The following is a 25500-nucleotide window of genomic DNA, read 5'->3' as shown; positions in this document are numbered from 1 at the left end:
GCGGATGTCGGATGCGGATGTCGGGTGGGACCCGCGGGAGAGCGGGCGTCCCGGTCATTCGCCGAGCAGCTTTTCGTTCTGCTTGATCTTCTCGTTGCGGATCGCGTTGATGGCGTCGATGTCGTTGTTCTTCAGGAACGTCTTGTACTGGTCGACGAGCCTGTCGAACTGCTTGTCCGAGCCGGCGCGGATGAGCGAGACCAGCGTGGACGACCATTTGGTCGTGATGGCCGAATACGAACGGGCCTCCAGCGTGCCGGCGTCCGGCGCGATGTTCTCGATCTCGTACTGCGGGGTCAGGTACTGCTGGTTGTGCTCCTGGAACTGCTTGATGGCGTCGGCGAAGGAGTCCTTGTTGAGCGCCTTATACCGGTCGTGGCCGAAGAGCACGAACTCGCCCATGCGGTATTCCTTCTGCCATTTCTCGGAGTCGTTGAGGCGGATCTTGTCAGCGGCGGGCGTCCATGAGACGGTGCCGTCGGCGTTCGTCGTATACGTTTCGCCTTCGATGCCGTAGTTCACGAGCATCTCGCCGTAGTCGGACAGCAGGTAGGTGAAGATCTGGATGGCTTTGGCCGGGTTCTTGCACTGCTTGGTGATGTAGCTGACGGTCCAGCCGCTCAGGCCGGTCTCGCTCAGCGTCGGCTTGCGCCCTTTGGTGCTGCGGATACCGTCGATGGCGACGTACTGTCCGGCCGGGTCGTTCGACGCCCACTGCTGCAGCGGGGCGCTTTGGCCGACGAAGCTGGTGAGCAGCATGGTCGCGTATTTGCCGGTGCTTTCCTTTTCCTTGAAGGTGTCGCCGTCGTCGGCGAAGCTGTCGTCGGAGATGTTGCCGTCCTTGTGCACCTGCCGCAGCGCCTTGAGCCAAGTCAGGTAGTCTTCGTCCATCTGACGGTCGTAGAACGTGCCGTCGTCGCTCAGGGTGGGCACTCCCAGCATGTTCTGCAGCACGGTGTCGAGCGAACTGTTGCCTCCGCTGAAGTCGTTGAATCCGAAGGGTACGAGGTCGGGGAACTTCTCCTTGATCGCCTTCATGCCGGCGATGAACCCTTCGGGCGTGGTGAAGTCCTGGTCGCCGATGGCGGCGAGCACGTCCTTGCGGATGACGAACGCCTGCGAGGTGTGGATCATGCCGGACTTGTAGTCCTCGGACGTGTTGGAGTACGAGGGGTAGCCGTGCGTCTTGCCGTCGGAGAGCCTGAACCAGTCGAGCGTCTCCTGCTTGGCGACCTTGGTGAAATACGGATCGTATTTGGCGGCGAGGTCCTGCAGCGGGTACGACCAGTTCGCCGCGGCCTTGGCGACGCGCGACGTGCTGTCGAACACGGTGATCACGTCGGGCAGATCGCCGCCGGCGAAGTACGTGTTGAGCTTGGTGTCGTCGCCCGTGACGAACTTGATGTCGACGTTGAGGTCCTTCTTGATCTTCTTGGTGATCAGGTCGTTGCCGAACGACTTGTTCCACCAGTCGGCGTTCACGTACCAGGTGAGCGTGTTGTCCTTGGATGTGTCGGACTGCCATGCGGGCTTGTCCGTGGAGACGGTGTACGTGGGGTCGGGCAATGCGTCGACCGTGTTCGTGGTATAGGCGTTGTCGACGCCGCAGCCGGCCAGCGGAAGGGCCAATGCGGCAGCGGCCAGGCCCGCGATGAGGGTTCGTGTGATGCGATTACGCTTCATTGCTTTGCTCCTTGATGCCTTGGTGACGTCTCAGCCCTTGACCGCGCCGAGCATCGTGCCGCCGACGAAGTAGCGCTGCACCAGCGGATAGAGCACGAGGATCGGCACGATCGTGATGATGATGGTCGACAGGCGCACGCCGCGCGTGGTGGTGTCGAGCACGGTGGCGGCCATGTTGCCGTTCTCCGACGCGGCCTGCGACTGCATGATGATGTTGTACAGGCGCATCTGCAGCGGGTAGAGGGCCTCGTTGTTGACGTACAGCTTCGTGGTCATGAAGTCGTTCCACTGGGCGACGCCGTGGAACAGGCCGATCGTGGCCAGGCCCGGCATGGACAGCGGCAGGATGATCGAGGAGAAGATGCGCCATTCGCTCGCACCGTCGATCTTCGCCGATTCGATCAGCGATTCGGGGATCTGGCGGAAGAAGTTCATCAGGATGATCACGTCGTAGTAGCTGAACAGCGCAGGGATGATGTACACCCAGAACGTGTCGAGCAGGCCGAGCGACTTGATGAGCAGGAACGTGGGGATCATGCCGCCGCCGAAGAACATGGTGATGATGCCCATTGCCGAATAGAGCTTGCGTCCCTTGAGATAGGCCTTGCTCATCGGATAGGCGAACAGCGCGCAGAACAGCGTGTGCGCGACCACGCCGACCGCGGTCTTCGCGATGGAGATGAACAGCGCGTTCCACATGCCGTTGTCGGTGAACACGGCCTTGTAGTTGTCGAGCGTGAATTTGTCGGGGACCAGCGCGAAGCCGCCTGTCGAACCGGAGGCGGAGAACGAGGCGACGACGATGTTCCACACCGGCACGGCGATCAGCAGCGTGAAGATGACCAGCAGGACGCAGTTGGCCACGTCGAACGTGCGTGAGGAGTGGTGGATGCGGCGCTTGGCGTCGAGCGCGCCGAACGGCTTGGACTTGTCTTGTGCCATGATGCTGCTTCCTTACAGTACCGATTGGTTGTCGTTGATCTTCTTGGTGACCGTGTTGGTGACGACCAGCAGGATCGCGGAGATGACCGAGATTCCCAGTCCCACGGCGGTGGCGTAGGAGAAGTCGCCCTGCGTCATGCCCATGCGGTAGACGTACGAGTTGATGACCTCGGCCTTGGCCTGGTTCTGCGAGTTCATGAGCACGAGCGTCTGATCGAGGTTCGAGTTGAGGATGCCCGAGACCGACAGGATCAGGTTGAGCGTGATCATATTACTGATGCCGGGCAGCGTGATGTGCCAGATGCGCTTGATCTTCGACGCGCCGTCGAGCTCGGCCGCCTCATACAGGCTCTGGTCGATGCCGGCCATGGTGGCCAGATAGAGGATCGTGCCCCAGCCGGCCTCCTTCCACACGTCGGACAGCGACGCGATGCCCCAGTACTTGTCGGCGTCGAGCAGATAGTTCGCCCCCGCGTCGATGCCGAAGACATGCAGTGTCGAGTTGAGCAGGCCATTGGAAGACAGCCAGCTGATCAGCATGCCGCCGAGGATGATCCACGAGAAGAAGTGCGGCAGGTACGTGATGGTCTGCACGATCTTCTTGAACGGCCCCCACGGCACCTCGTAGATCATCACGGCGAGGATGATCGGCAGGATGAATCCGAGGGCCAGTTTGATCACACTGATGCCCAGTGTGTTAACGACGGAATCCCAGAAATAGGAGTCGCCGAGGATGATCCTGAAATTGTCGAGTCCGACCCACGGCGCGTCGCCGATGGTGTCCACCACGGTGTAGTTCTTGAACGCCAGCACCAGGCCGTAGATCGGGATGTAGTTGAACACGATCATGAAGATGATGCCCGGCAGCACCATGATCTGCAGCTGCCACTGGTAGAAGAATCCCTGCCACCAGCGAGCGAACCGTTCTGCCGGCGATGACGACGTGCGTCGTTCCGCAACCGCCATGTCCCTGTCCTTTCTTGTTGGGTGGATGCGCGACGGCAGCGCCGCACCTTCCGTGGTGCCGCTCTCCGTTGAGGGGTGTCCGCCGCTCTCCAATGATCGAAAGTATATTACTCAGAGTCAGTAAAAGTCAAATTCGTGACACCGGTCTAAAAAACGCGTATTTTCGTTGAAATATCAGTATTTCATACACCTCATACGTCATTCTGAGAAAAATAATATATACTTACTCTCAGTAACATATTGGAGGGCCGGTCTGAAGCGACGCAGGGAGCATCCACCCAAGCCTTCGGCCGAAAGCCGGCGGCCGTCATCGACGAATGAAAGGAAACCGATCATGGACGAAACCGCACGCATCGCGGATCTCATCGCGTCCCGCACGCAGGAGCAGCGCCTGAACGTGTACTACATACAAACGAGGCGTGCCGGCAAGATCACCGCCGACCTGCATCGGCTGCCGCGCAAGACCAGGCTGAACATGTACTCCGTCAGCAAGAGCGTCGCCTCCATCGGCGTGGGGATGGCCATCCAGGAGGGGCTGACCGAACTCGACGAGCGCATATGCGACGCCCTGCCCGAATACGTCCCCGACAATCCCAGCGCCAACCTCCAGACCGTCACCGTGCGCGACCTGCTCACCATGAGCTCCGGACTGCGCGATCCGCTGTTCTTCTCGGAGGACGAGGACCGCTACCGAGTCCATGACTGGATCTCGTACTTCTTCCGCGCCGACTTCGCGTACCAGCCGGGTACGCGGTTCCTGTACAGCAACTTCAATACCTACATTGCCAGCTGCATCGTGGAACGGCGGTCCGGTCAGAACCTGCTCAACTACCTGCGCAACCGACTCTTTGAACCGCTCGGCATCGGCAACCCGGACTGGACGCTATGCCCGCAAGGCCACGTCTACGCCGCCAACGGCCTATACCTCACCATCGACGAACTCGGCAACTTCGGCCAGATGCTCTGCCAAAACGGAACTTTCAACAACCTGCATCTGGTCGACGAGCGATGCGTCCGCGAGGCGACGACCAAGCACATCGACACCGACCCCGATCACACCTCAGACCACTCGTACGGATACGGATATCAGTTCTGGATGGCACCGTGGCCGGGCTCCTTCCTTTGCGCCGGCCGATACGGCCAATACTGTCTCGTCGTCCCCGACCGGGAAACCGTGATCTGCATCATGGCGATGGAACCCGATTCGGGCAAGATCAACGACATCATGCTGGACAGTACGGCCGAGGCGCTTCGACTGTAAATTGCGGTCGCGTCCGTTGGCGTCCGACGACGGGCGCAACCCCTTGCGCAAATTCATTCGAATGAATTATACTATGGGGAGGGTGATCGCAGTCAGGACATCGCAGTCGGCATTCCACGGGAGGACACGCGCATGGGCAACCCCAAACTGGTATTCATCGACATCGACGGCACGCTGCTGGACAGCAGCCACCGCATTCCCGAATCCGCGCGAGAGGAATGCCGACGGGCGCAGCAATCCGGACATCGGCTGTTCATCTGTTCGGGCCGCGCGGCGCTGGACATCGATCCGCCGGTACTCGCACTCGGATTCGACGGCATCGTATCCGACGGCGGCGCATGCGCCGAACTCGACGGCGAGACCATCATCGACGAACGCATGCCTGCCGAATCGGTCCGCAGGGCGACCTCGTTCTTCACCGCGCACGGCATGCCATACGCCTGGCACTGCCCCGACGGCATGCACGCCACCGAACGCTACCTGTACCGGCTCGGCATATGGCGCAGACTGCTGCGACATCCGCAGATGCGTGCCGCCTGGCACACCATCGCCGACCATTCCGCTCCTCTGCCGCCGGTGCGCAAAGGCACGTTCTACGTTCCCGAGGACGGCAGCCTCACCGTGGAGAACGTACAACAAGAGCTCTCCGGCTACGCGACCATCATCCACGGATCCATCAACGCCTCCAGCGACGACAACGGCGAAATCCTCATCCCCGGAGTGGACAAGGGCACCGCACTCATGAAGGTCGCGCAACGGCTCAGCGTTCCGCTGCCCGACACGATCGCCATCGGCGACAGCGACAACGACCTTGAGATGATCCAGGCCGCCGGTGTTGGCGTGGCGATGGGCAACGGCACCACGTCCGTCAAATCGGCGGCCGACATGATCGCCCCGAACGTCGACAACAACGGTCTCGCGGCGGCCCTGCGCCAACTGCTCCGCTGACGCGCCACCATATGTTTTGAGACGAAGACTGCTGCGTATATGTGCCGCTTTCACGTGCAATCGTCAAGGTATGGAGCAAACCCGCACGGCGGAAGATGGGGAAAGTCCGGCGTTTCTGCCGCAACCGTTCCCGCCATACGCTCGGTTTGCCCCTCTCCATCATCGTGCGTCGAAGCGCCGGGAGATCGGACGTCCTTATGCGGTGACTCGAATAGCGCGCTGAGCTGACGTGGAGTGAGCCCGAACTGTTTGCCGATCTCACTGCGGGGCACCCCGTAGTCTCTGGTGAAGTCCTGGATGAGCGGGCGTGCGGTGTCGAGCGCTTTGATAAACGCGGTGATCGCGTCGTAGAGGGCTGCGGTACGGATCTCGCGTTCCCTGAGCTGCGCCCGATGGGTTTCGAGAGCCTGTCGTACCCATTCGTTGCGCGCTTTCCTGCTGGTGCGCTTCGCCATCGCAGGTCTCCTTTCCGCTGTCTTGCGTGATTATCCTTGCGCGACCATCGTCGGTCCTTGGGTGCGGTTCAATCGCTGTATCGGCGTTGGAATCGAGGGTAATCATGACGGTTTCGGTAAATGGTCCCACGATGATTTTGGAATCGGTTCAGGGAGTAGCAAGCATTGCAACCGTACGTACGGTTGCGCGGATTCCCTGCCGGTCATCCGCTGCGGGACACCCGCGACCCGATAGGCGACGGCCATGAGCTGGCAGGACACGCATCCCAACCGTTGCCATCGCAAGACGGTCACGTTCACCCCGGAGGAGTGGGCCGAGGCGAACCGCTTCTACCAACGGGTGAAACGGTCACGCGGCGGTGTGCTGTCGTTTTCGGCGCATGCGCGCGAATTGCTGATCGACGCGCACACGGTCGTGATCACGGTCGCGTTGGATCCGGGCATGGTGCGCGCGGACATGGCGCGTATCGGCAACAACATCAACCAGATCGCCCGCGTGGCGAACACGAGCGGACAGGTGACGGCTAGCGATCTGGAGCCTGTGCTTGCCGGGCAGCGGGAGCTGCGTTCGTTGTTCCTGCGCATGTGCCGCGAACGCGACGAGGCGTTGGAGACGGTGTCATGGCGGTCGTCAAAATGAGTCAGATCACCGCGACACTGCACAAGGCGATCGCCTACATCACCAACCCGGCCAAAACCGAGCAGGGCTTGCTGGTGTCGTCCACGTTCAGCGACGAACGACTGGACTCCGCCGTGATGGCCCGGCGCATGCTCGCGACCATCGAACGGTCCGCGGGCGGAGAACGAGGCAACGGCGTGCTCGCGCATCATGTGGTGCAGTCGTTCAGTCCGGAGGACAGTCGGCGTATGACGGCGCGGCAGTTGCACGAACTCGGCATACGGTTCGCGGACGAGTTCACGGGAGGCGAGTATGCGTACGTGATCGCCACGCATGTGGATCGCGGGCATACGCACAACCACATCATCATCTGCGCGACCAGTGATGTGACCTTTCGCAAGATGCGCACCAAGCCGGGAACGACGATACGCAGGCTGCGTGAGATCAGCGACCGACTGTGCGCGGAACACGGGTTGAACGTGCTGCCCGAGTTGAGGCCGGAACGCGGACGGAGACGGCATGGTGTGAGCCTGGCGGAACTGTACGCGTCGGCGAAAGGTGACGCCATCAAGGACCGGATCCGCGCGGCGATCGACACGGTGGCCGGTTCGGCCCTGGACTTCGACTCGTTCTCTCGCGAGTTGAGACGTGCCGGCGTGACGGTCGCGGTGCGTGGACGGCATCTGACGTTCACGGACGTGGCGAGTGGATTGCGGGTGCGTGACATGAGGCTGGGGCGCGCGGAGATAGCGGTGGTGCGCCGCGAGGACGTGACCGAGGACCTGGCCGGCCGCAGCCTGATCGTGCACGGCAAGGGCTCCAAGGACCGGATCGTGCCCCTGACGGACGAGCTCGCCGGGGAGATACTCGCATCGCCCAGGGGCTGGCTGTTCCCGCACGTCACTGGCAGGGGGCCGGTGTGCGGCGACACCGTGTACCGGCGCATCAAGCACGCCACCGGCTGCTCGCCGCACACGCTGCGCCACCGGTTCGCGACCGCCGCGTACATCAGCTCGGGCGGCGACATCCGCGCCGTCCAGGAGCTGCTCGGCCATGAGAGCCTGGCCACCACGCAGGCGTACGTGACCGTCACCCCGCGCAACCTGCGCTCCGTGGTCGACTCCGTCAAGGAGTACGGCGAGGGCATGGCCGTCCGGCAGGGCGTCGAGCGCTCCGCCGTCGGGTCGGTCGCGCCCCTCGCCGCGAACCGCTGACAACCTTCGCATACCCGTCCCCGACGACGCCTACGGCGGGGGCGGCACTGCAAAACGTTGCAAATATCCCTTTATCCTGACAACACCCTTATGGTTTGCCGTGAAGTTCATGGGAGTTTCGGCCTGAAACGATTGAATACGTTGTCAAAACCGCGGCCGTAGGGTACCGTGTTGAGGCTCGGGCTTGACGGAAGGGACGAGTTCGGCCATCGGCGGCCGGCCCGCTTCAAGGACGAGAGAACATCCATCCAGTCGATCATCGACGACGACCAGATACGGCGCCGCCGCCCTCCCTTGCCGCGCCGCGTATCGGAAAGCCAACGAGAGAAGACCCATGACCAACAACGACATGACGCACCAGTGGATCGAATGGATCGAAGAATGGTCGGCGGACATGCGGCTGCGCAACTTCAGCGAGGCCACCATCAGCCTGCGCCGCTACCAGGCGCGCGCCTTCGCCCGCACATCCGGCAAGCAGCCCCACGAGGTCGAGCCGGCCGACATGAAGCGATGGCTCGGGCGCAAGGGCCTGGGCAACTCGGCCAAGCGCGGCGACCGGTACATGCTCTCCTCGCTCTACCGGTGGGCGCAGGAGAACGGCAAACGCGACGACAACCCCGCGGACGAGCTGCCCTCCATCAAGCGGGAGCGACGCAAGAAGACCGCGGCCCCGGAGATCGCCGTGGCCATCGGCAAGGACCACCGCGACCCGCGCACCCGTCTGATGATCATGCTCGCCGCCGACGCGGGCCTGCGGCGCGTGGGGAGATCGCCGTGGTGCGCGGCGACGACCTTGTGGACGACGTCGTCGGATGGAGCCTGATCGTGCACGGCAAGGGGGCCAAGGACCGCGTCGTGCCCCTGAGCGACGAGCTGGCCAACGAGATCCGGCGGCGCGGGCCCGGATGGCTGTTCCCCGGCGAGAAGGGCCGCGAGCATGTGTGCGGCGACACCGTCTACTGCATCATCCGCGAGGCGACCGGCTGCCCTCCCCACTCCCTGCGCCGCAGGTTCGCCACCGCCGCCTACAACAGCTCCAACGGCAACGTCATGGCCGTGCAGGAGCTCCTGGGCCACGAGAGCCTCTCCACCACGCAGGGGTACATCACCGTCAGCGCCAAGGCCCTGCGCACGGTGGTCAACCAGGTCACCAGCTACAGGGAACGGGACATGCCGGCCGGCGACGAACCGCGGGAACACGAGCGGACAGAGCCGTTAAGCGGCTCTGTCCGCCAACGACCCTAAGGAACGCGAAAACGTCTTACGGCGGATTACGACAGGCGTCGCAGCATAGCCGGGGTGAGCTCGTACCGTTGCGCCGTACATCGTCCAGAGTAACGGGAGAGTCGACCAGAAGTTACCGTCGTTGATAGAGACCGCAGTCGCGATAGGTCGTGGCAGCTCTCTCCCGATGCATCACTGAGTGCAGCCGTCGAGGAAAGCACATAGATAAAGTAATGAAAACTAATATACAGAACCAACATTACTTATATGTAAATCCCAGATAAACTTTTCTGATGAAAGAAAAGTATTAAGAAATATAATTAAAGAGAAAATGTTAAAGATAAACATTTTCGGAAAGAAGCTATAATGTCAGGAGAAAAGAACATTCTGACGCTAGATATGAGTGCAGTGAAGGTTGAGGACAGCGATATCAGTAATGTTACTGGCGTTACCGCAACAGGATGCTGCATCGATCTTGTAGCTAGCAACTGACAAAAATAGCAATAGAGGAGGAAGAGCACGTTGTCTCTTTCTCCTCTTTTTTGTAAAGAGAAAAATGTATTCAAAAATACTGCAAATATCAAAAAGAACAGCTGTTTTACCTGTTAGTGCATATACCAGACTCTCAGTGGATAAAAACCGCAAAGACAGAGAACTTAAACTATGGATGAAGAATGACTTATTCCTAGAAATGATCGAAACATCGAACTTCGAATTATATGAGACGATCCTTAAATACGAAACACTGTCCCCGAAAGCCCAGAAGAAGGTTATGCATGCCGTAGAACATTACCTAATTCGCGCATCGATGCGACCGACGCCAATGGGCGTCTTTTCGGCGTTGTCATTCGGACAAAACACAGAAAATATGACAGGAGAATACAAAAAGGTCGTGTCGATTGACGCCGAATGGGTCTCAAATTTATATAAGGGACTAGAAACAAAGAGAGAAGTAATTCCAAATTTAAAAATAAACTGGAACGTTTCATTAAAATGTTCGAGCGATGCATACGTAAATCTATTCTCTAATTTCTGGAATAGCACAGGGGATGAAGAGATACTCGAATACCGCAAAACTAAATTATTGGAAATTATTCGGAAAATTACACAAACCCCTATTGTTGGAAGTATCTTAGTTGATCAATTGACCATTGAGTTAGGAAAAAGTAGAACGGAAATTTTAGATTATATTATACTCCTATTAGAAAAAGATGTATTGGTATCGAATCTAAGGCCAAAAGCTTATTCAGCAAGTATTTCAAGCATAATTCAAACTATAAACTCCATAAAAGTGAACAAAGATTTAATTATTGGCATGAAAGAAATAGAGGAATTGATAGGAAAATATGAAAGAATAGATCTAGGCAAAGGAAGGAGCCTCTTCGAGAGAATATGTAACCGCATGAGACAATATGCGAAATCAACCAATTATCTAAAAATAGACTTATATAAAAGAGAAGACCAGAAAATAGATTTAAAGGAAAAAGATCAAATATTACTACAACATGCCATTAATAAATTAACCTATCTGACGCCTAAGACCCCAGACTTGAACTGTATACGAGATTATGTTCAAATGTATATAAAAAAATATGGCCTTTACAGAGAAGTCCCATTACTCGAACTATTAGATCCAAAAACAGGTCTGGGCTCTCCATATAAAGGAACATACACAAACGTAGATAATCCAGTAAATAAAAACTTTGACTACCTTGATAATGAAATACAAAAAGCGATTTTTTTACATCAAAAAGAAGTTGACATTTCCGATTTTCCCCTTGAAGAATTACCGGCTGAGGTGAAAGGATCATTATCAACGGACTTTGATTTTGTTGTTGTTCAATTAAATGACAATAAAATGATGATATCTCCACATACGGGATCGGATAGATCTGGAAAAATGATTGGACGATTTGGTCTTTCAAATAATTTAACCGTCTCTAAGGATGTAATGAGGGTAGAACTTCTAGCATTGCCTAGATCCTCTCGACTGCTAAATATATATCCCAAATGTAGTAACTGCGATTTCGAGTTACCCATCGGGATGAGAGCCTCTGGTTTAAAATCAGTATTAGACATACATGATATCTATGTATCTCTTGCCAGAGTCGAGGACGATTATAGATTTATATTTTACTCATATAAATACAATAAATATCTGGAATTTCAAACAAATTCAATGCTCAATTATAAAACAGAAGGAATTCTACCCTATGTAGGACGTTTCCTATTAGAGGCAACTTCCCATTCACGAGGAGCAAGTACACCTTTATTTGTCAGTGGGGCATTAGAAACTCTTAAAAAATATGTAATGATACCGAGAATTACATACAAGCGAGTAATTATTCGCCCCCAAAGCTGGACGATAAGATTATCCTACTTCAATAAAGAAAGGGTAACCGAAAACGATATTAAGAAGTTCCTTACTATATGGTCAATGCCCAAGTATATCAGAATTCAAGATCAAGATAAATGGATCATTATCGATGTATCGAATATCGAATCGCAGAAGGAGATATGTCATATACTTAATCGGGATCATGAGGTCCTTTTGTATGAAAATCTTCAAGAAAGAGGAACGAACGCGGCTGAACTAGTCCTTAGTGCAATTGGGAACAATGGAACCCAAGCGAAGAAGCTATGTAATCTGCACTATTGTGATAGCGTATCTACGAATGATCGACAAAGAAAATTTGTGCCAAACGATAGCTGGGTATATATAAAGCTATATATGCCTCGGAATGACGAAAGAAATTTTTTAATCAATAATTTGTTTGTTTTTTTAAAAAACAATCAATCGTTATTTGAAAAAGCATTTTATATAGCCTATTACGATTCCGAAGATCACATTAGACTAAGGGTTCTACCGAAAGCGGCGGATAAAGATAAATTAAAAAATCTGATAGGTTGCTGGGCAGAAAAACTATTCGATGAAAATAGTATATCTAAATATACCTACGATACTTACGATAGGGAAATAGAAAGATATGGAGGAGTGAGACATTTTTCGCAGATTGAGGATATTTTCAGCTTTGATTCTATGCAAGTTCTAGGGTCGCTAAAGAATCCATACAATGATATCCAAATTTGTAAGTCTCTTATTTCATTTTTAAAACAATTATCTATAAATTATAATGATTTACGTCCATTCGGTACGGAATTCAAAAAAGAACATTATTCTTCACTCTTTGGTCAGGAATATCATTTAGTAAGATCAGAGATCATAAAATATGTTAACACGGATGAGGATCGTGACTATCCTTATACTCTAAGGAGTATATTCCAAGCCGATAACTTATCTCATCAATATTTTTTTGATATTTTACAAAGTCTCATTCATATGCATTTTAATAGATATCTCGTACCTAAAGAGTACGAGGTTAAATATCTTTATTTTACATATAACTCATTGAAAGAGTCTTTTTACAAGGAAATGAATCATGCGCTCTGACTATTCGGATGTGCCTAAGGAACTAATTAAATCCATAAGCACCTATAATGATAGGTTATTTTTCCAGAACAGTGATTCTTTCACCCTCGAATATGATCCATCTTTTTTGGTTTTATGCGCTACTTTTTTATCGGGGAAAAATGACCCAACAATTCATAAACAAATGCACATCATTCTTCGTGATCTAGGGAAAAAGCTTTCTTCGCTCAACAGATGTTCCTTATCTTTATGTTTTGGAATGACCGGTGTTGCTTATTCCCTATTAATCACCTCTTCAATATGCTCTGTATGCAAGAAATTCTTTTACGAGAAGTTTATGCCATACTATTTATCTTTTGTGAAAAATAGGTTGAATATCTTTCGAAAAAAGATTATTTTACATCATATTTCGGAATTCGATTATGATATTATAAATGGCCTAAGCTCGGTACTTATTATACTGTCGAGTATCCCCTCCCAAAAAAGGGTTTCCTCTATAATTGCAGATTCCTTATTGAAGCTTTTTTCTAAAGATCCAAAGGATGGTATTTTATTATGCACTATATTGCCACAGTTGAACAAAAAAGCTATTCGTGCAACTAAATTTCCTAGTGGCTATATTGATCTTGGCTATGCTCATGGTATTGCTGGAGTTATCTCAGCGCTAAGTTTTGCCCATAATAAAGGGATACCTATAGAAAACTTTTCCAACCGAATAACTACCGCATTATCTCTTTTTTTAAATGAGAAAAAGAGTGTGCAATGTTCTGGGCATTCTTTTACGACATGGCCGGAGGTCTTGTCAATAGCAAATAGCGCAATAGACGAAGATCATCATTTTGGTCGTGCTAGCTGGTGCTATGGTTGCCCTGGAATTTCGAAGGCGCTGTATGATGTATCGTTGATTATTGATAATGATAGCATGAAACAAATTGCGGTCAATAATTTTGTAAATTTGTCGTATGTTCCTATTCCAGCGCTTAATTTGGTGTCGCCAACTATTTGTCATGGTCTTTCGGGATTAGTTAATATACTCCACATAGTCAATTCGTCATTAAATCTTGCATGCATTCATAGCCGGGAAACTGAATTATTAAATGCAATAAACTCAATGAGGATTCAAGGGGCCCCCTTTATTTTTAAAGAGATTAATCATTTTCATCATGGCATTTATTACAACTCCTTACAAGAATTCGACGACACAGGATTGCTGAATGGTTCCACCGGAATCGCACTTTCTCTTTTTTCTTGTTCTGCCGACATCACTGCAATGTGGCAAGAAATTTTCTTTGGGACTCTTTATTAGGGGTATACATGAAAAAACAAAATCTGATGAATGTATGGAGTATTCATTTTTACAGGGTTTGGTTTGTTGCCGATACGTCTGACGTACTCGCAGATACGTTGCAGACCTTCGTCATCCCATTGCTGGCCTTCCAGCTATCCCACTCACAGTTTATCTCCGGTTTGATTTCAGCACTATCTACTTTTGTTTCCCTGCTACTTATGCCTTTTGGTGGCACCCTGACCGACCGACACGATCGTCGCAATATTATGATATTGCAAAGTACCTGTCAATTTATAATCGGCTTCGTTCTTGTTCTATTTGTATCGTCAGGTACGCTCACCATACCGACATTGACGACGCTGGTCTTTGCGGCAGGGACGGTTAACGGACTGTTGGGATCAGCGACGCACGCGATCCTGAGATCTTTGATTCCCGTCGATTTATATGCTCGCGCACAAGCGATACGGGAGGGCAGGGAAGCATGCATCAGCCTGGCCGGCAACCCACTGAGCGGCCTGATGTACGGGCTGGCGCGTTGGATGCCGTCACTCTTCTACTCAGTCATGTCGCTGATCGGCGCGATCTGCACGTTCTTTCTCCCGTCCAATCGATTACAAGTCGAGTCTCATCACAATACTTCTTCGTCAAAAGAACAAACTGCTCCACAATCCGCCAATAAGTCCGGAAACTCTTTCCTGGTTGATTTCCTGACTGGCTGGAAATGGTCTCTTTCCCGCAATTGTCTGCCGTGGATCATGCTTTTTGGCACAGTCATCAACATCGCAATCTCCGGCATACAAAGCGGCATCCAACTTATGCTCATCGCGCATGGCACAAACACGGCGCTCATAGGCGTCGTATTCGGCACCATGGGAGTCTCATCATTCCTAGGATCCTTAGCCGCTGGAAATCTTACCGATCTCGTTCCCACAGGCAAACTGATTGTCGGCTCAACAGCCTTGATGCTCTTGGGCATCACGCCATTGATGATTTGGCAAAGCTATGCCGCTTCGTTGATCTGCGTCACCTGCATAGGCTTTCTTCTTCCGGCATTGAACTCCGGACTGTTCGGATTCATGTACGGGCGCACCCCCAATGATATGCAAGGACGAGTTTCCACGGTCTTCGGAACCACTGTCGGGCTTCTTGGTGCCGCCACCCCAGCCGCTGTCGGAGCGATCCTCGAATACGCGAAAAACGGTTTCACCATCATCGCCTCGCTCGCTGTCGTGCTCACTGCGGCGAGCTTGTCAATCGCATTCTTCACCGGTATCCGCCACATTCCCCAAGCCAGTCGCTGGCAAAGCTATGAACTTTGAATCCACGGTATGACAAAGGGAACAAGAGGGGACGTTCTCCTGCTAGGTTTGCTTCTGCCAAGACACAAAACCGAAGAACAAGAGAACGCCCGTGCCCACCATAACAGCCGGCGCGCTCAAACACATGCTCGGTTTGCCCGCGAACGTCGTGGCCGGCACGCCGCGTATCGAAAGAGATCCGCCTGGAGGACAGATCGTCATCGTCCTGATGCGTCCGTACGTGAAGGTGAAGGACCCGAACCAGTGCACGAAATGCGGCTGGTCCGGCCGGATACACGATCGTTTGCCCATGCAACGTTGGCGTCATCTCGACATCGGGTGCGCAAGGCTCCTTGCTGGAGCATGCGTCCGTCCGCGTCAACTGCGCGTAGCAAGGCGTAACGGTCGCGATGGTACCGTGGGTGAGGAGGAAGGGCGCGTGCACGCGTGACTTTTAAGCGACAGGCCGCTTGGATGAAAGTGCACACGCCGTGTCCCGATTGATGCGCGTGGACGAAACCAACTACAGAAAAAGCCATAAGCATGTATTTACTTCAATGCTAGTTGAGCGGTTCCGGCTACATTTCTCCCATTATCCCTGCGTGACCATCAGCGCTGTGGCGATGCGGTTCAATTGCCGGTATCGGCGTTAGGAATCGAGGTTAGTCATGGCGTGTTCAGGTGGTGGTCCCGGACTGATTTTTGAGTCAGTTCAGGGAGTAGCAAGCATTGCAACCGTACGTACGGTTGCGCGGGTTCCCTGCCGGTCATCCGCTGCGGGGCACCCGCGACCCGATAGGCGATGGCCATGAGCTGGCAGGACACGCATCCCAACCGTTGCCATCGCAAGACGGTCACGTTCACCCCGGAGGAGTGGGCCAGAAAACCCTCGGAAGCGTTGGCTTCCGAGGGTTGAACTGTGCCCCCTGTGGGATTCGAACCCACAACCCACGAATTAAACGAATCGGATTCCGGTCATTCGATAGGGGCTTTCTTATGTTGTGAGACCAGTGTACAGCACTTGGAACCGTTGGGGTTTCAGCGGGACTGACCGGCCCCGCGAAAGCCCATGCGGCCGTAGGCGACACGCCCGTCCTTTTAAGCTTTTATTTAAGCGGATTGGACGAGGGGCCGCCGCGGCGCCTTCTCCGGGCGGTCCGGCATGGTGCCGTTCCCCGCGTCCGGCGCGGTTTGCCGGGGTCGCAAAAGGGAGAACGCGATCATGGAGTTCAAGGATCGCCGGCAGCCGCCGGACAGCTGGATACCGTGGCTCGACCAGTGGGTCGCGGATATGCGCTTCCGCAATCTGAGCGAGCGGAGCATCGGATACTACTGGTACAAGATCACCGATCTTGCCAGGCTGACGAACAAGCCGCCGTGGCAGATCGTCCAGGCGGATCTCAAGTCGTACATCGTGCGCCCGCCGTCGAACGCGGCCCGCCGCTCGACGATGAACGCGGTGCGCAACTTCTTCGGCTGGGCCAAGAAGGCCGGCCTGCGCGCCGACAATCCCGCCGAAGACCTGCCGCCCATCAAGCGCGAGACCCGTCACAAGGTGCCGGCCCCGGAGACCGCCGTCGGCCAGGGGCTGCATGACGCCGACCGGCAGACCCGGCTCATGGTCATGCTCGCCGCCGAGGCCGGTCTGCGCCGCGCGGAGATCGCGATCGTGCGCCGCGAGGACGTGACCGAGGACCTGTCCGGGCGCAGCCTGATCGTGCACGGCAAGGGCGCGAAGGACAGGATCGTGCCGCTGACCGACGAGCTGGCCGACGCGATCCTCGCCTCACCCAAGGGCTGGCTATTCCCGCACGCCAGCGGCAAGGGGCCGGTGTGCGGCGACACCGTGTACCGCAGGATACAGAGCGCGACCGGCTGCTCTCCGCACACGCTGCGCCACCGGTTCGCGACCGCCGCGTACATCAGCTCCGGCGGCGACATCCGCGCCGTGCAGGAACTGCTCGGCCACGAAAGTCTTGCCACCACGCAGGCGTACGTGACCGTCACCCCGCTCAACCTGCGCTCCGTGGTCAACTCCGTCAAGAAGTACGGCGAGGGCATGAACGTCGGACAGGTCGTGTCCACCAGTGGCGGAATGATGCCGGCGACGGAATGACAACGTAAGCGCAAACGGTCTCTCCAAGTTATTGAAAGAGACCTGGAGGGACCAACATTTCATTAAACGATTAGATTTACAGATATTGTAAATGAACGGTAAACGTAGTCTAAACTTCCCGTGCAGGTGTGCAGATGGAATGGCTGTTAACGTTGTCATAAATGCGGTTCTACGCTACCGTCTTGTGCTTCGGGCTTGACGGAAAGGGAAGAGTATGGCCAGCAATGGCCGGCCCGCTTCAAGGACGAATCACCACACGCGCCGCAGCGTCGGCGACGACCAGATACCCGCACGTCTCTCCCTGGCCGTGCCGGCGTATCGGAAAGCAAAATGAGAGAACATGAGCAAGAAGAACATGATGCCCGAACCGTGGAACGACTGGGTCGACGAATGGTCCGCCGACATGCGGCTGCGCAGCCTGAGCGAGAACACCATCAACCTGCGCCGCTACCAGATCGGCGCGTTCGCCCGGCACACCGGTAAGCATCCCGGCGAGGTCACGGCCAGCGACATCCGAAAATGGCTCGGCCGCAAGGGACTGGGCAATGCGGCCAAACGCGGCGACCGATGCATGTTCTCCATATTCTACGGCTGGGCGCAGCGCAACGGGAAGCGCCTCGACAACCCCGTGGAAGGCATGCCGACCATCAAACGCGAACAACGCAAGAAGCGAGCCGCGCCAGAACAGGCAGTCCTCATCGGCCGCGACAGCAGCGACCCGCGCACCCGGCTGATCATCATGCTCGCCGCCGACGCCGGCCTGCGCCGAGCCGAAATCGCCCAAGTGCGCGGAGACGACCTGATCGACGACGAACTCGGCTGGAGCCTGATCGTCCACGGCAAAGGAGCCAAGGACCGCATCGTGCCGCTAAGCGACGAACTCGCTCGGGAAATTCGCCGCCGCGGACCGGGCTGGCTGTTCCCCGGCGAGAAGGGCTGCGACCACATCTGCGGCGACACCGTATACCGCCTCGTCAAGGACGCCACCGGGTATCCGCCCCACTCCCTGCGCCGCAGGTTCGCCACGGCCGCGTACATCACCTCCAACGGCAACGTCATGGCCATCAAGGAACTGCTCGGCCATGAAAGCCTCGCCACCACGCAGGGCTACATCACCGTCAGCGGCCGCATGCTGCGCACCGTCATCGAGCAGGCCCGCGGATACGAGGCGCGCGGAACTGGCGACGGATAAAGAACCTTCGCTGGCAGTTATGCCGCAAGATCACAAGCGTAGAAACGCAGACTGACGGACGATGAGACTATGGCTGTCATGCGATTGCATGACAGCATGTTGTCCGGCTTACGTGACGGCGCTATATATCGACTTATCACAATGATTGTCGAAGGGGATTCGTCATGGATGGTCGCACGGTATCGGTCAGGCTTTCGGTCTGGTTCGAGGGCGTCAAGTGGCGTATCGCCAGTGGCCGGCGGGCGACGTTGCATTGGTGGTATCTGGTGTTGGCCGGCGTGCTGATCGCATGGCTGGGAGTCGCGGAGGTCGTGGCGTTGCCTTCGTATGGCGGGTATGCGCGGGAGGTGTTCTCGAACCTGTTGGCTGGAGTGCCGTCCGCGCCGCCCGCCGCCGTGCAGGTGACGGTGTTCCAGTGGTCGTGCTCGGCGGCTTGGCTGGTGTCGGCGTATCGGCAGTGGGCTCGTCGCCAGTTCGCGTGGATGATCGTGACGATGGTGTGTAGTCTGTTGTATGTGCCGTTCGTGGTTTATCTGGTGCATGAGGTGATGGACCAGCGTAAGGGAGTCGTCCGTTTGGAGGAGAAGCCGGCGGAACCGGATATCGTTGACGACGATGGGATGGCCGACGACGAGGCGGATGTGCAAGATTCGGAGCCGACGGTTCGTCACGACGAGGTTTTCTCATGAACGCCGCGGTCGAGGCCCGTGGTTTGGTCAAACGGTATGCGTCCGGTCCGACGGTAGGTCCGATCGATTTCGAGGCTTGGCCGGGTCAGGTGCTGGCGGTGGCCGGGTCGAATGGTGCGGGCAAGTCCACCACGCTGCGCATGGTGCTCGGCCTGTCCGCTTCCAGTCAGGGCCGAGCGTTGATTATGGGATGCCCGTACCGGCTGTTGGAACAGCCCGGATTGCATGTGGGCGTGTTTCTGGGTGGACGTCTGGGTGACGAGTCGATGACGGGCGGCGAGTATCTGACGTTCATGGCCGGCATGATGGGATTGCCCGACGTGCGTCGTCGTGTGCGTCACGTGATGCGTGATTGCGGATTGGATCGCTGGCCGAAGGCTCGGATCAAGGGGTATTCCACGGGCATGCGCCAACGGTTGGGAGTGGCTGGGGCGATGCTCGCCGACGCGCCGATCATCGTGTTGGACGAGCCGTTCAACGGACTGGACATCGCCGGCAGGCTCTGGCTGCACGATTTGCTGCAACGATGGGCTCTGCCGGCAGGACTGTTATTCTGGCCGCCCATGAGATCGACGAACTGCAACGCATGGCCACTCACGTGCTGATCATCATGCACGGCAGGCAGATGGCCTACGGTCCGCTCGAACAGGTCATTGCCAATGGTGGTGGCGAGTCGGGAACCGTATTCCGGTTCGCTCCCGATGTGAACGAAACCGGAAAAGCCCTGGTGCTGGATGATCTGACCGCGATGGGAGCCGACGTTCGCTCCTTGGAGAATGGCCTGTATTTGGCCCGACGGATGGATGCGGCCGACGTGTTCTCCGTCTCGGCCAGACGCGACGTTCCACTGGTTCGACTCGACCACGTCGAGCCGACGCTGCGCGATGTGATGATTGGCGTGATTCGCCGGTCTTCGGAAAAGGAAGGCACATCATGAACGGGTGCGGACAGTGTTTGCGACGCATGATACTGCTCATGCGTTACGTGGTATGCCGCCCTGCGCCGCTCATGGCATGGACCGGACTGCCGGTGGCGTTCACCGCGTTCGCCGCACTGGCCAGCGCCTCCGTCCGGCTCATGTTCTCCTCCGATTCCAGACTCGATGGCCTTGCCACGCTCACGGGATTGGGGCCAAGCATCGCCGGGGCGGTCATGCCCATGAGCGAACCCGTGGCGATCATCGCGGCGCTGCTATCCGTCCGCGTCCTGATCAACACGGCCACAGCCATGCCATTGTTCCTGAGCGAACCGAAACGGACGCGACTGTTTCTGACCCTGTGTGCCGACATCGTCGTCGCCGGTTTCCTTGCATCTATAGTCGGAGGGCTTGCCGCGACCGGTGCTTCCCGTCTCATCCTCGGCTCCGTTGTACCGGCGCAGGCATGGCCCGCTCCGCTGTCCGCATCGTTGCTCCTCTGCCTCCCCGTGGCGCTGATACTTACAGGGCGCATGCTTGTCGCCGCCTCACTGTGCGTGGCCTTCAATTCGATTGGCAAGGGCGCGATCGCCTACATCGCCTTGTACTATCTGCTGCCCATCATCGCAGCGAACCTGCCGAACCCTCAGACATTGCACGAGTGGCTGCCTTCCATCGCCGGCACCGCCATACTGGAACAGTCTCCCGGCATGAATCCGACGTTGAGCGGGCTGATCGTATTGGCATACGTCATCATTGCGGTCATCGCCGCATGCGCGGCCCAGACGCAAAGGGACGTCTAAAACCATGCAGAAGGAATCCGCCTATGTCTACGGAGATTCCTGTCATGCGATCGCTTGACATGATGTTGTGCTGTCGGCCGTTCTCGGATTGAATAAGGATTATCGGAAAGTGCCGGCCCTCGAAGAGGAGGATGATCATGACCGATGGTACTTCACACGGCTCCAGTAATAGGCGTTTGTGCGGGAGCGAGGGACGATGGCGTTTGTCCGCTGCGGCCGGAACCTGCGCGTTGTATTCCGTTGTGCTGGCCGTATGCGGTCTTATCCGGTACGGATGGACTACGGAATGGTTCTGGAGTTCCGGATCACAGGCGATCACGTTTCTCCTGCTGGGTGCCGGCTCGCTTGCCGCGAAAGGATTCGCCTATCGCGGCAAGGTGGCCGAACGGCTGGAGCCGGATACTCATGACCGGCTACTCGCCGATAGATCCGACGCTATCGCCGCGAAGATAACATTCATCATCTGCATCAACCTGTGCATCAACATGTTCACCATCGCCTCGGTATTCGGCGTCGAGCCGCTGCAGTATCTGGCATGGGGCTTGGCATTGGCCTGCATGTTGTATGTGGTGGTTTCGATCGTCGCCAAAGCCCAGTACCGAAAGACACTGGAGAAGCCATGAATCAGCAGAAGGACGCAACTGGAATGAAACAGATTACAGCGGACTTCGCGAGCTCCTCGGCTGGATTCCACCATTTGCTTGTAAAAGTGTGGGAGCTTGTAGCGTACGCATTGATCCTTGCAGTGACATTGGTCTTCAACTCGATGCAATTCCCTAAATAGGTGGTCGTCCCACTCGTTCTGGCAATCCTATCGGTCCGGGTCGCCCGAATACTTCTCGCAAAAAGAAGGAAGGATCGGGCGGATAAAGCCTGTGAGCAGGGACATCACATATAGTCAGGTTCCGTAAGTTGGGGGTTCCTTATCCTGTATAGCCGGTTTGCGTGCCTGTCCTGTGAGTGATGACAGCGTGGCAAGCGGACGTGGAATCGTTCGTATGCTGACGGTATCGGTTCGGATCGATGATCGATTTGGAAAACATAGGAAAGGCACAACGAGGAAGATGCGACACTGTCACAAGACGGCGATTGCCATAGTCGCCGCGGTATCGGCGGCGGTCATAGCGGCCGCCTCGCTCATCGTCTGGTATCTCGTCCCGCATTATGAGCGCTCGAACGAGCCGGCAGCCTATCGGATCATCTATTCGGCCATGCTGGAATCGAACAAGGGCGGCGTGCTGACCATTGACCGCAGGGGCGGCATCATTGCGGATGAACGGGTCCCCGAATTGCAGGATGTGTCCGTATACTCGTATGAGAACGGCGAATTCATCGCCGGCGGCCAACGCTCGAACATGCATCTCATCATCGACAAGGATGGCGTGATGCGATCGTTCCATCTATTGGATAATCCGAACTATTCCGGTGTCATGTCCATCGGACCGTATGGCGGCGGGGTCGTGGCGGTGATGAACGGCAACGATTCTCCGGAAGACGACTCGTACCTCAACCTGCTGGTCGTCCAGGACGGTGCGGGCAAAGTCACCGAGCGGAAAAAACTGAAGATCTACACCGAAGGCCAGGCCTCCGACGGGCAGCACCTGTTCATCACCGGTCATGAGCTCACGTTGAGTTCCAACCGATACCAGGGCAAGATCATCCGCTACGGGTTATCCGACCGTTCAGTCAAGGCACAGGTGACCGACGACGCTCTGCTGTACTTGCGGCCGGTCGTATGGAACAATCACGTGCTGGTGGCCGGCACGGACATGAACGGGACTCCCCGGCAAATCGACATGTTCGATGCGAACACCTTGGAACGGACGGACAGCACCACGATCTCCTCGGACTTCCAGACGCTTGTGATCGTTGCGGGAAAGCCATGGGCCGTAGGAACACGGCAAATCTGCCCCGTCATCAAGCAGCCGTTCGGCATCGGTAATCAGTGCATCTCCATGACTACGGGGTCATCGCCGTATGTTTCGCAGGCCATCGTCGTGGACACGCGGATCGTCATGCTGGTCCGAGAGTCCTTGAACCCGGCCGTGAAGGTCCCGGCACGTGGAGTGAAGCAAGTCGGCATCATCGCGGATGCCGACACGACTACCGGCAAGGTGTCGACCACACCCGCGCTTATTCCGACCAACCGCAGCAGCGACAGCATACTCATCACACCGGCGGCACCATAACCGCGAACGAACAACGACATCTCCGTATGTCCGATTTGCACTAGCTCGATATTGAGAGCGATGCATGTTCACCTATCGGCAGGCTTGATCAGGTGCGGATCTCGGCCGATGATTCCTGTTATGTGATCGCTTGACGGCATGTTGTGCGGTCGGCCGTTCCCTGATTGAATGGAAATCGCAAGAGAACCGAGTCCCAACGAAGGGAAGTGATCGCAGTGGGAAAGCCCACTCCTAACACGTCGGTACAAGACGTCAACGCCAGACGATTGGTCGTGATCCTGCTGTGCGCATCCATAGCATTGCAGGCTCTTACGTTTGCGATCCCGGGAGGCGCCTTGAGCCTGCTCTGCCGAGCCGTCGAAGTGTTGCTGCTGGTCATGGCGTTGCTTGCCGCTGTGAAAAGCAACGCTCAGCAAAAACCGCTTCTTGCCATAGGGATTGGCGTAGCTGCAAGTTTGGCGGCTACCGCTCTGGTGATCGCGCTCCTGTAGTTCAAGCTGCTGAACCTGCCGATGGTTCACGGCTTGTTTGGGATGGTGGCATCCAGTTGCCAGTGCCGCTGTTCCGTGTGGATGGTGAAGCTGCCGCCGGCTTTTTCGATGATGGCGCGGTAACGGTCGAGGCCACTGCCCAATCCAAGTTTCCCGTCATGTTCAGTGATGGTGTCGCTGACGGAGATGTGGAGCTCTTCAGTGTCGAAGCTGATGGAGACGGCGTACCATTCGGCCGGGTCAGCGTGCTTGGCGATGTTCGCGTAGAGTTCCGTCAGCAATCCTGTGAGCAGTCGCATCATGCCCGGGGAGAGCGGACGACGGAGTTCACCGAGCAGGTTGTCGCCGGTGAAGCCGAGCGATTCGAGTTTCGTCTCCTCGTCGTCGATCAGGGATTGCAGTTCCGCCTGTTGCACGGTGGCGTGATCTGCGGTCGTTGCCAGCGGGAATGTTGCCGTGCTTCGCGGTTCCGACGGTTCTGACTGCGGATGTTGCTCCGGATGTTCCTCAAGCGAGTCGATGACCTCGTGAGTGTGGGTCATGGCGCGATCGGCCGCGTCGCGCAGGTCCTGAAGCTGCCGCCGATACGTGTGCTCGTCGGCGGGCATGTCTTCGGTTTCGGCGTGGTCGATGCGTAGGATGAGATAGGCGAGATCGTTGCTGATGGTGTCATGCAAATTGCGGGCCGTGTCCTCGTGTTCCTGCTGGCGACGCAGCAGATACGAGTCATTATCGCGCTGCCGCATCATGTGCAGTAACAGTCCGGTCACTAGCGGGAAGCAATAGAGCGCGATATGCATCAACGTAGATACCAGCAGACGGCTGCTACTAGGTGGTGCGGGAGCGACCAGCAACACGAGCAGCATGCCGGTGGCTATTACGCCAGACCGTATGTTGAGATAGGCAAGGAAGCCCGTACAGATAATGCTGATGGCCAGTGGAGTGATCATGAGTGTCATCACCAGCAGTATTTCTCCGCCCACGAGTACCATCCAGAGGAACCATTGCGGGCGGAACATGCCGCCGATCAGACCGATGAGCATCACCAGGACCAGCGCAAGATGCTGCACGCTCACCGTTGAGGAGGCATCCGTCGCAGTCCGAGCCGTGTATTCCGCGATGAGGGCCGCGGCCAGCAGCAAGCAGGTCGTCGAGATGACCGGATGGTCGTTGCCCGGGCCGAGTCGCCCGGCAAGCCGGCCTACAGCAGATCGTATCTGGCGCATGTCTCCAGCACCTCCTTGCGACTGGTCACGCCGAGCTTGTCGGCCGCGCGATGCACGTACGTGAACACGCTGCCCTTGGCGATGCCCAGACGGGCCGCGATCTCGTCGGTGGTGAGCCGCTGCGCGTACAGGCGCAGGATGTCCTTCTCACGCGCGGACAACGAGTCCTTCATGTCCTCGGACATCCTCGCCGGCACCGTGCCGGACGGCAGCGCATGCGCCGAAACCGCGTCACGGAATCCCGCTTCGGACTGAGCGGCGGTCGGCATGCCATGCGCCGCTTGCCGCACGGCGTCAACGATGTCCATCCTGAGCTATTCCTTGGCGAGCAGTCCCTGCGCGCCGGCCGCGATCGCCTCCGCCCGGTAGACGTCCGTCGAATACGAGGTGACGCACACGATACCCACCTCGCTCGTCCTGCGCCGGATGCGCCGGCACACGTCCGCGCCGGTGATGCCGCCCAACGCCATGTCCAATACGAGCACGTCCGGCCTCGTGTGCGCGTTGTGACAGTGCTCGATCGCCACCGCAGGCGAACCCGTGCTCCACA

25 protein-coding genes are annotated in these 25500 nt (G+C 56.2%); 18 read left to right on the top strand and 7 right to left on the bottom strand.

What is annotated here, in order from left to right; translation table 11 throughout:
• Window positions 1–54 precede the first annotated feature (54 nt).
• Genes JS533_RS06285 through JS533_RS06275 form a run of 3 tightly spaced genes read right to left on the bottom strand, consistent with a single transcriptional unit; the run spans window position 55 to window position 3591 of the window.
• Entirely contained in the window at window positions 55–1683 is a 1629-nt protein-coding gene (locus JS533_RS06285) for a type 2 periplasmic-binding domain-containing protein (protein WP_241513586.1), read from the bottom strand.
• A gap of 30 nt (window positions 1684–1713) precedes the next feature.
• Window positions 1714–2625, bottom strand: a complete 912-nt coding sequence (locus tag JS533_RS06280) for a carbohydrate ABC transporter permease (protein ID WP_241513585.1) — start codon at window positions 2623–2625, stop codon at window positions 1714–1716.
• Between the two features lie 12 nt (window positions 2626–2637).
• Window positions 2638–3591 (bottom strand): ABC transporter permease, encoded by a 954-nt coding sequence (locus tag JS533_RS06275; RefSeq protein ID WP_241513584.1) that lies wholly within the window; start codon window positions 3589–3591, stop codon window positions 2638–2640.
• A gap of 334 nt (window positions 3592–3925) precedes the next feature.
• Between JS533_RS06275 and JS533_RS06270 the strand changes: the two genes are divergently transcribed.
• Both JS533_RS06270 and JS533_RS06265 read left to right on the top strand, forming a co-directional pair.
• Window positions 3926–4852: a serine hydrolase domain-containing protein gene (locus JS533_RS06270; protein WP_241513583.1), complete on the top strand. Its 927-nt coding sequence runs from the start codon at window positions 3926–3928 to the stop codon at window positions 4850–4852.
• Between the two features lie 132 nt (window positions 4853–4984).
• Window positions 4985–5800, top strand: a complete 816-nt coding sequence (locus JS533_RS06265; protein WP_241513582.1) for a Cof-type HAD-IIB family hydrolase — start codon at window positions 4985–4987, stop codon at window positions 5798–5800.
• A gap of 50 nt (window positions 5801–5850) precedes the next feature.
• Here JS533_RS06265 and JS533_RS06260 read toward each other — a convergent pair whose 3' ends face one another.
• Complete coding sequence (locus JS533_RS06260) at window positions 5851–6255, bottom strand: hypothetical protein (protein ID WP_241513581.1); 405 nt, start codon at window positions 6253–6255, stop codon at window positions 5851–5853.
• A 244-nt stretch (window positions 6256–6499) separates the two neighbouring features.
• On the opposite strand from JS533_RS06260, the gene JS533_RS06255 reads away from it, so the two are divergent.
• The 16 genes from JS533_RS06255 to JS533_RS06180 all read left to right on the top strand — a co-directional run bounded on the left by JS533_RS06255 (window position 6500) and on the right by JS533_RS06180 (window position 23724).
• The gene (locus JS533_RS06255) at window positions 6500–6895 is read left to right on the top strand and encodes a MobC family plasmid mobilization relaxosome protein (protein WP_241513580.1); all 396 of its coding nucleotides are present in this window, start codon (window positions 6500–6502) and stop codon (window positions 6893–6895) included.
• Complete coding sequence (locus JS533_RS06250) at window positions 6892–8088, top strand: relaxase/mobilization nuclease domain-containing protein (RefSeq protein WP_241513579.1); 1197 nt, start codon at window positions 6892–6894, stop codon at window positions 8086–8088. The genes JS533_RS06255 and JS533_RS06250 overlap by 4 nt, the downstream gene beginning before the upstream one ends.
• Window positions 8089–8422: 334 nt before the next feature.
• A complete protein-coding gene (locus JS533_RS06245; RefSeq protein WP_241513578.1) occupies window positions 8423–8911 on the top strand; it encodes a hypothetical protein in 489 nt (162 codons plus the stop codon).
• The gene (locus JS533_RS06240; protein WP_241513577.1) at window positions 8863–9333 is read left to right on the top strand and encodes a tyrosine-type recombinase/integrase; all 471 of its coding nucleotides are present in this window, start codon (window positions 8863–8865) and stop codon (window positions 9331–9333) included. Before JS533_RS06245 ends, JS533_RS06240 begins: the two co-directional genes overlap by 49 nt.
• A gap of 535 nt (window positions 9334–9868) precedes the next feature.
• Window positions 9869–12763 carry a lantibiotic dehydratase gene (locus tag JS533_RS06235; protein ID WP_338024165.1) on the top strand — a complete coding sequence of 965 codons (2895 nt, stop codon included), beginning with the start codon at window positions 9869–9871 and terminating at the stop codon, window positions 12761–12763.
• On the top strand, window positions 12753–14048 hold the full coding sequence (locus JS533_RS06230; protein WP_241513576.1) for a lanthionine synthetase LanC family protein: 1296 nt from the start codon (window positions 12753–12755) through the stop codon (window positions 14046–14048). Before JS533_RS06235 ends, JS533_RS06230 begins: the two co-directional genes overlap by 11 nt.
• An 8-nt stretch (window positions 14049–14056) precedes the next feature.
• Entirely contained in the window at window positions 14057–15349 is a 1293-nt protein-coding gene (locus JS533_RS06225; RefSeq protein WP_241513575.1) for an MFS transporter, read from the top strand.
• Between the two features lie 1201 nt (window positions 15350–16550).
• Complete coding sequence (locus JS533_RS06220) at window positions 16551–17444, top strand: tyrosine-type recombinase/integrase (protein ID WP_274619192.1); 894 nt, start codon at window positions 16551–16553, stop codon at window positions 17442–17444.
• A 340-nt stretch (window positions 17445–17784) separates the two neighbouring features.
• Complete coding sequence (locus JS533_RS06215) at window positions 17785–18636, top strand: tyrosine-type recombinase/integrase (protein ID WP_241513574.1); 852 nt, start codon at window positions 17785–17787, stop codon at window positions 18634–18636.
• 164 nt (window positions 18637–18800) lie between these two features.
• Window positions 18801–19325: a hypothetical protein gene (locus JS533_RS06210; RefSeq protein WP_240541018.1), complete on the top strand. Its 525-nt coding sequence runs from the start codon at window positions 18801–18803 to the stop codon at window positions 19323–19325.
• Window positions 19322–19930, top strand: a complete 609-nt coding sequence (locus JS533_RS06205) for an ATP-binding cassette domain-containing protein (RefSeq protein ID WP_240541019.1) — start codon at window positions 19322–19324, stop codon at window positions 19928–19930. The genes JS533_RS06210 and JS533_RS06205 overlap by 4 nt, the downstream gene beginning before the upstream one ends.
• Window positions 19924–20262 (top strand): hypothetical protein, encoded by a 339-nt coding sequence (locus JS533_RS06200; protein ID WP_241513573.1) that lies wholly within the window; start codon window positions 19924–19926, stop codon window positions 20260–20262. Before JS533_RS06205 ends, JS533_RS06200 begins: the two co-directional genes overlap by 7 nt.
• Before the next feature lie 92 nt (window positions 20263–20354).
• Entirely contained in the window at window positions 20355–21044 is a 690-nt protein-coding gene (locus JS533_RS06195; RefSeq protein WP_241513572.1) for a hypothetical protein, read from the top strand.
• Window positions 21045–21181: 137 nt separating this feature from the next.
• On the top strand, window positions 21182–21667 hold the full coding sequence (locus tag JS533_RS06190) for a hypothetical protein (RefSeq protein ID WP_214358577.1): 486 nt from the start codon (window positions 21182–21184) through the stop codon (window positions 21665–21667).
• Window positions 21668–22042: 375 nt separating this feature from the next.
• Complete coding sequence (locus tag JS533_RS06185; RefSeq protein WP_214358576.1) at window positions 22043–23233, top strand: hypothetical protein; 1191 nt, start codon at window positions 22043–22045, stop codon at window positions 23231–23233.
• Window positions 23234–23448: 215 nt separating this feature from the next.
• Window positions 23449–23724, top strand: a complete 276-nt coding sequence (locus JS533_RS06180) for a hypothetical protein (protein ID WP_214358575.1) — start codon at window positions 23449–23451, stop codon at window positions 23722–23724.
• A 26-nt stretch (window positions 23725–23750) separates the two neighbouring features.
• Here JS533_RS06180 and JS533_RS06175 read toward each other — a convergent pair whose 3' ends face one another.
• From JS533_RS06175 to JS533_RS06165, 3 genes are all read right to left on the bottom strand, one after another.
• A complete protein-coding gene (locus JS533_RS06175) occupies window positions 23751–24950 on the bottom strand; it encodes a histidine kinase (protein ID WP_240541021.1) in 1200 nt (399 codons plus the stop codon).
• A complete protein-coding gene (locus JS533_RS06170) occupies window positions 24926–25258 on the bottom strand; it encodes a response regulator transcription factor (RefSeq protein WP_214358574.1) in 333 nt (110 codons plus the stop codon). The genes JS533_RS06175 and JS533_RS06170 overlap by 25 nt, the downstream gene beginning before the upstream one ends.
• A 6-nt stretch (window positions 25259–25264) precedes the next feature.
• Window positions 25265–25500, bottom strand: a 236-nt coding sequence (locus JS533_RS06165; RefSeq protein ID WP_241513571.1) for a response regulator, incomplete at its 5' end; no start/stop codon positions are given.

This window comes from Bifidobacterium amazonense (assembly GCF_018555435.2).
Taxonomy (GTDB): domain Bacteria; phylum Actinomycetota; class Actinomycetes; order Actinomycetales; family Bifidobacteriaceae; genus Bifidobacterium; species Bifidobacterium amazonense.
The sequence above is the reverse complement of the archived record's forward strand: the minus strand, read 5'-3'. Positions and strand labels throughout refer to the sequence as shown.

Bases quoted from the DNA above. Each gene is read 5' to 3' on its own strand.
- JS533_RS06235 (WP_338024165.1), top strand. From the start codon at position 9,869: ATGTATTCAAAAATACTGCAAATATCAAAAAGAACAGCTGTTTTACCT.
- JS533_RS06270 (WP_241513583.1), top strand. From the start codon at position 3,926: ATGGACGAAACCGCACGCATCGCGGATCTCATCGCGTCCCGCACGCAG.
- JS533_RS06280 (WP_241513585.1), bottom strand. From the start codon at position 2,625: ATGGCACAAGACAAGTCCAAGCCGTTCGGCGCGCTCGACGCCAAGCGC.
- JS533_RS06170 (WP_214358574.1), bottom strand. From the start codon at position 25,258: ATGGACATCGTTGACGCCGTGCGGCAAGCGGCGCATGGCATGCCGACC.
- JS533_RS06225 (WP_241513575.1), top strand. From the start codon at position 14,057: ATGAAAAAACAAAATCTGATGAATGTATGGAGTATTCATTTTTACAGG.
- JS533_RS06265 (WP_241513582.1), top strand. From the start codon at position 4,985: ATGGGCAACCCCAAACTGGTATTCATCGACATCGACGGCACGCTGCTG.
- JS533_RS06175 (WP_240541021.1), bottom strand. From the start codon at position 24,950: ATGCGCCAGATACGATCTGCTGTAGGCCGGCTTGCCGGGCGACTCGGC.
- JS533_RS06230 (WP_241513576.1), top strand. From the start codon at position 12,753: ATGCGCTCTGACTATTCGGATGTGCCTAAGGAACTAATTAAATCCATA.
- JS533_RS06245 (WP_241513578.1), top strand. From the start codon at position 8,423: ATGACCAACAACGACATGACGCACCAGTGGATCGAATGGATCGAAGAA.
- JS533_RS06255 (WP_241513580.1), top strand. From the start codon at position 6,500: ATGAGCTGGCAGGACACGCATCCCAACCGTTGCCATCGCAAGACGGTC.
- JS533_RS06285 (WP_241513586.1), bottom strand. From the start codon at position 1,683: ATGAAGCGTAATCGCATCACACGAACCCTCATCGCGGGCCTGGCCGCT.
- JS533_RS06215 (WP_241513574.1), top strand. From the start codon at position 17,785: ATGAGCAAGAAGAACATGATGCCCGAACCGTGGAACGACTGGGTCGAC.
- JS533_RS06210 (WP_240541018.1), top strand. From the start codon at position 18,801: ATGGATGGTCGCACGGTATCGGTCAGGCTTTCGGTCTGGTTCGAGGGC.
- JS533_RS06275 (WP_241513584.1), bottom strand. From the start codon at position 3,591: ATGGCGGTTGCGGAACGACGCACGTCGTCATCGCCGGCAGAACGGTTC.
- JS533_RS06250 (WP_241513579.1), top strand. From the start codon at position 6,892: ATGAGTCAGATCACCGCGACACTGCACAAGGCGATCGCCTACATCACC.
- JS533_RS06190 (WP_214358577.1), top strand. From the start codon at position 21,182: ATGACCGATGGTACTTCACACGGCTCCAGTAATAGGCGTTTGTGCGGG.
- JS533_RS06185 (WP_214358576.1), top strand. From the start codon at position 22,043: ATGCTGACGGTATCGGTTCGGATCGATGATCGATTTGGAAAACATAGG.
- JS533_RS06220 (WP_274619192.1), top strand. From the start codon at position 16,551: ATGGAGTTCAAGGATCGCCGGCAGCCGCCGGACAGCTGGATACCGTGG.
- JS533_RS06260 (WP_241513581.1), bottom strand. From the start codon at position 6,255: ATGGCGAAGCGCACCAGCAGGAAAGCGCGCAACGAATGGGTACGACAG.
- JS533_RS06205 (WP_240541019.1), top strand. From the start codon at position 19,322: ATGAACGCCGCGGTCGAGGCCCGTGGTTTGGTCAAACGGTATGCGTCC.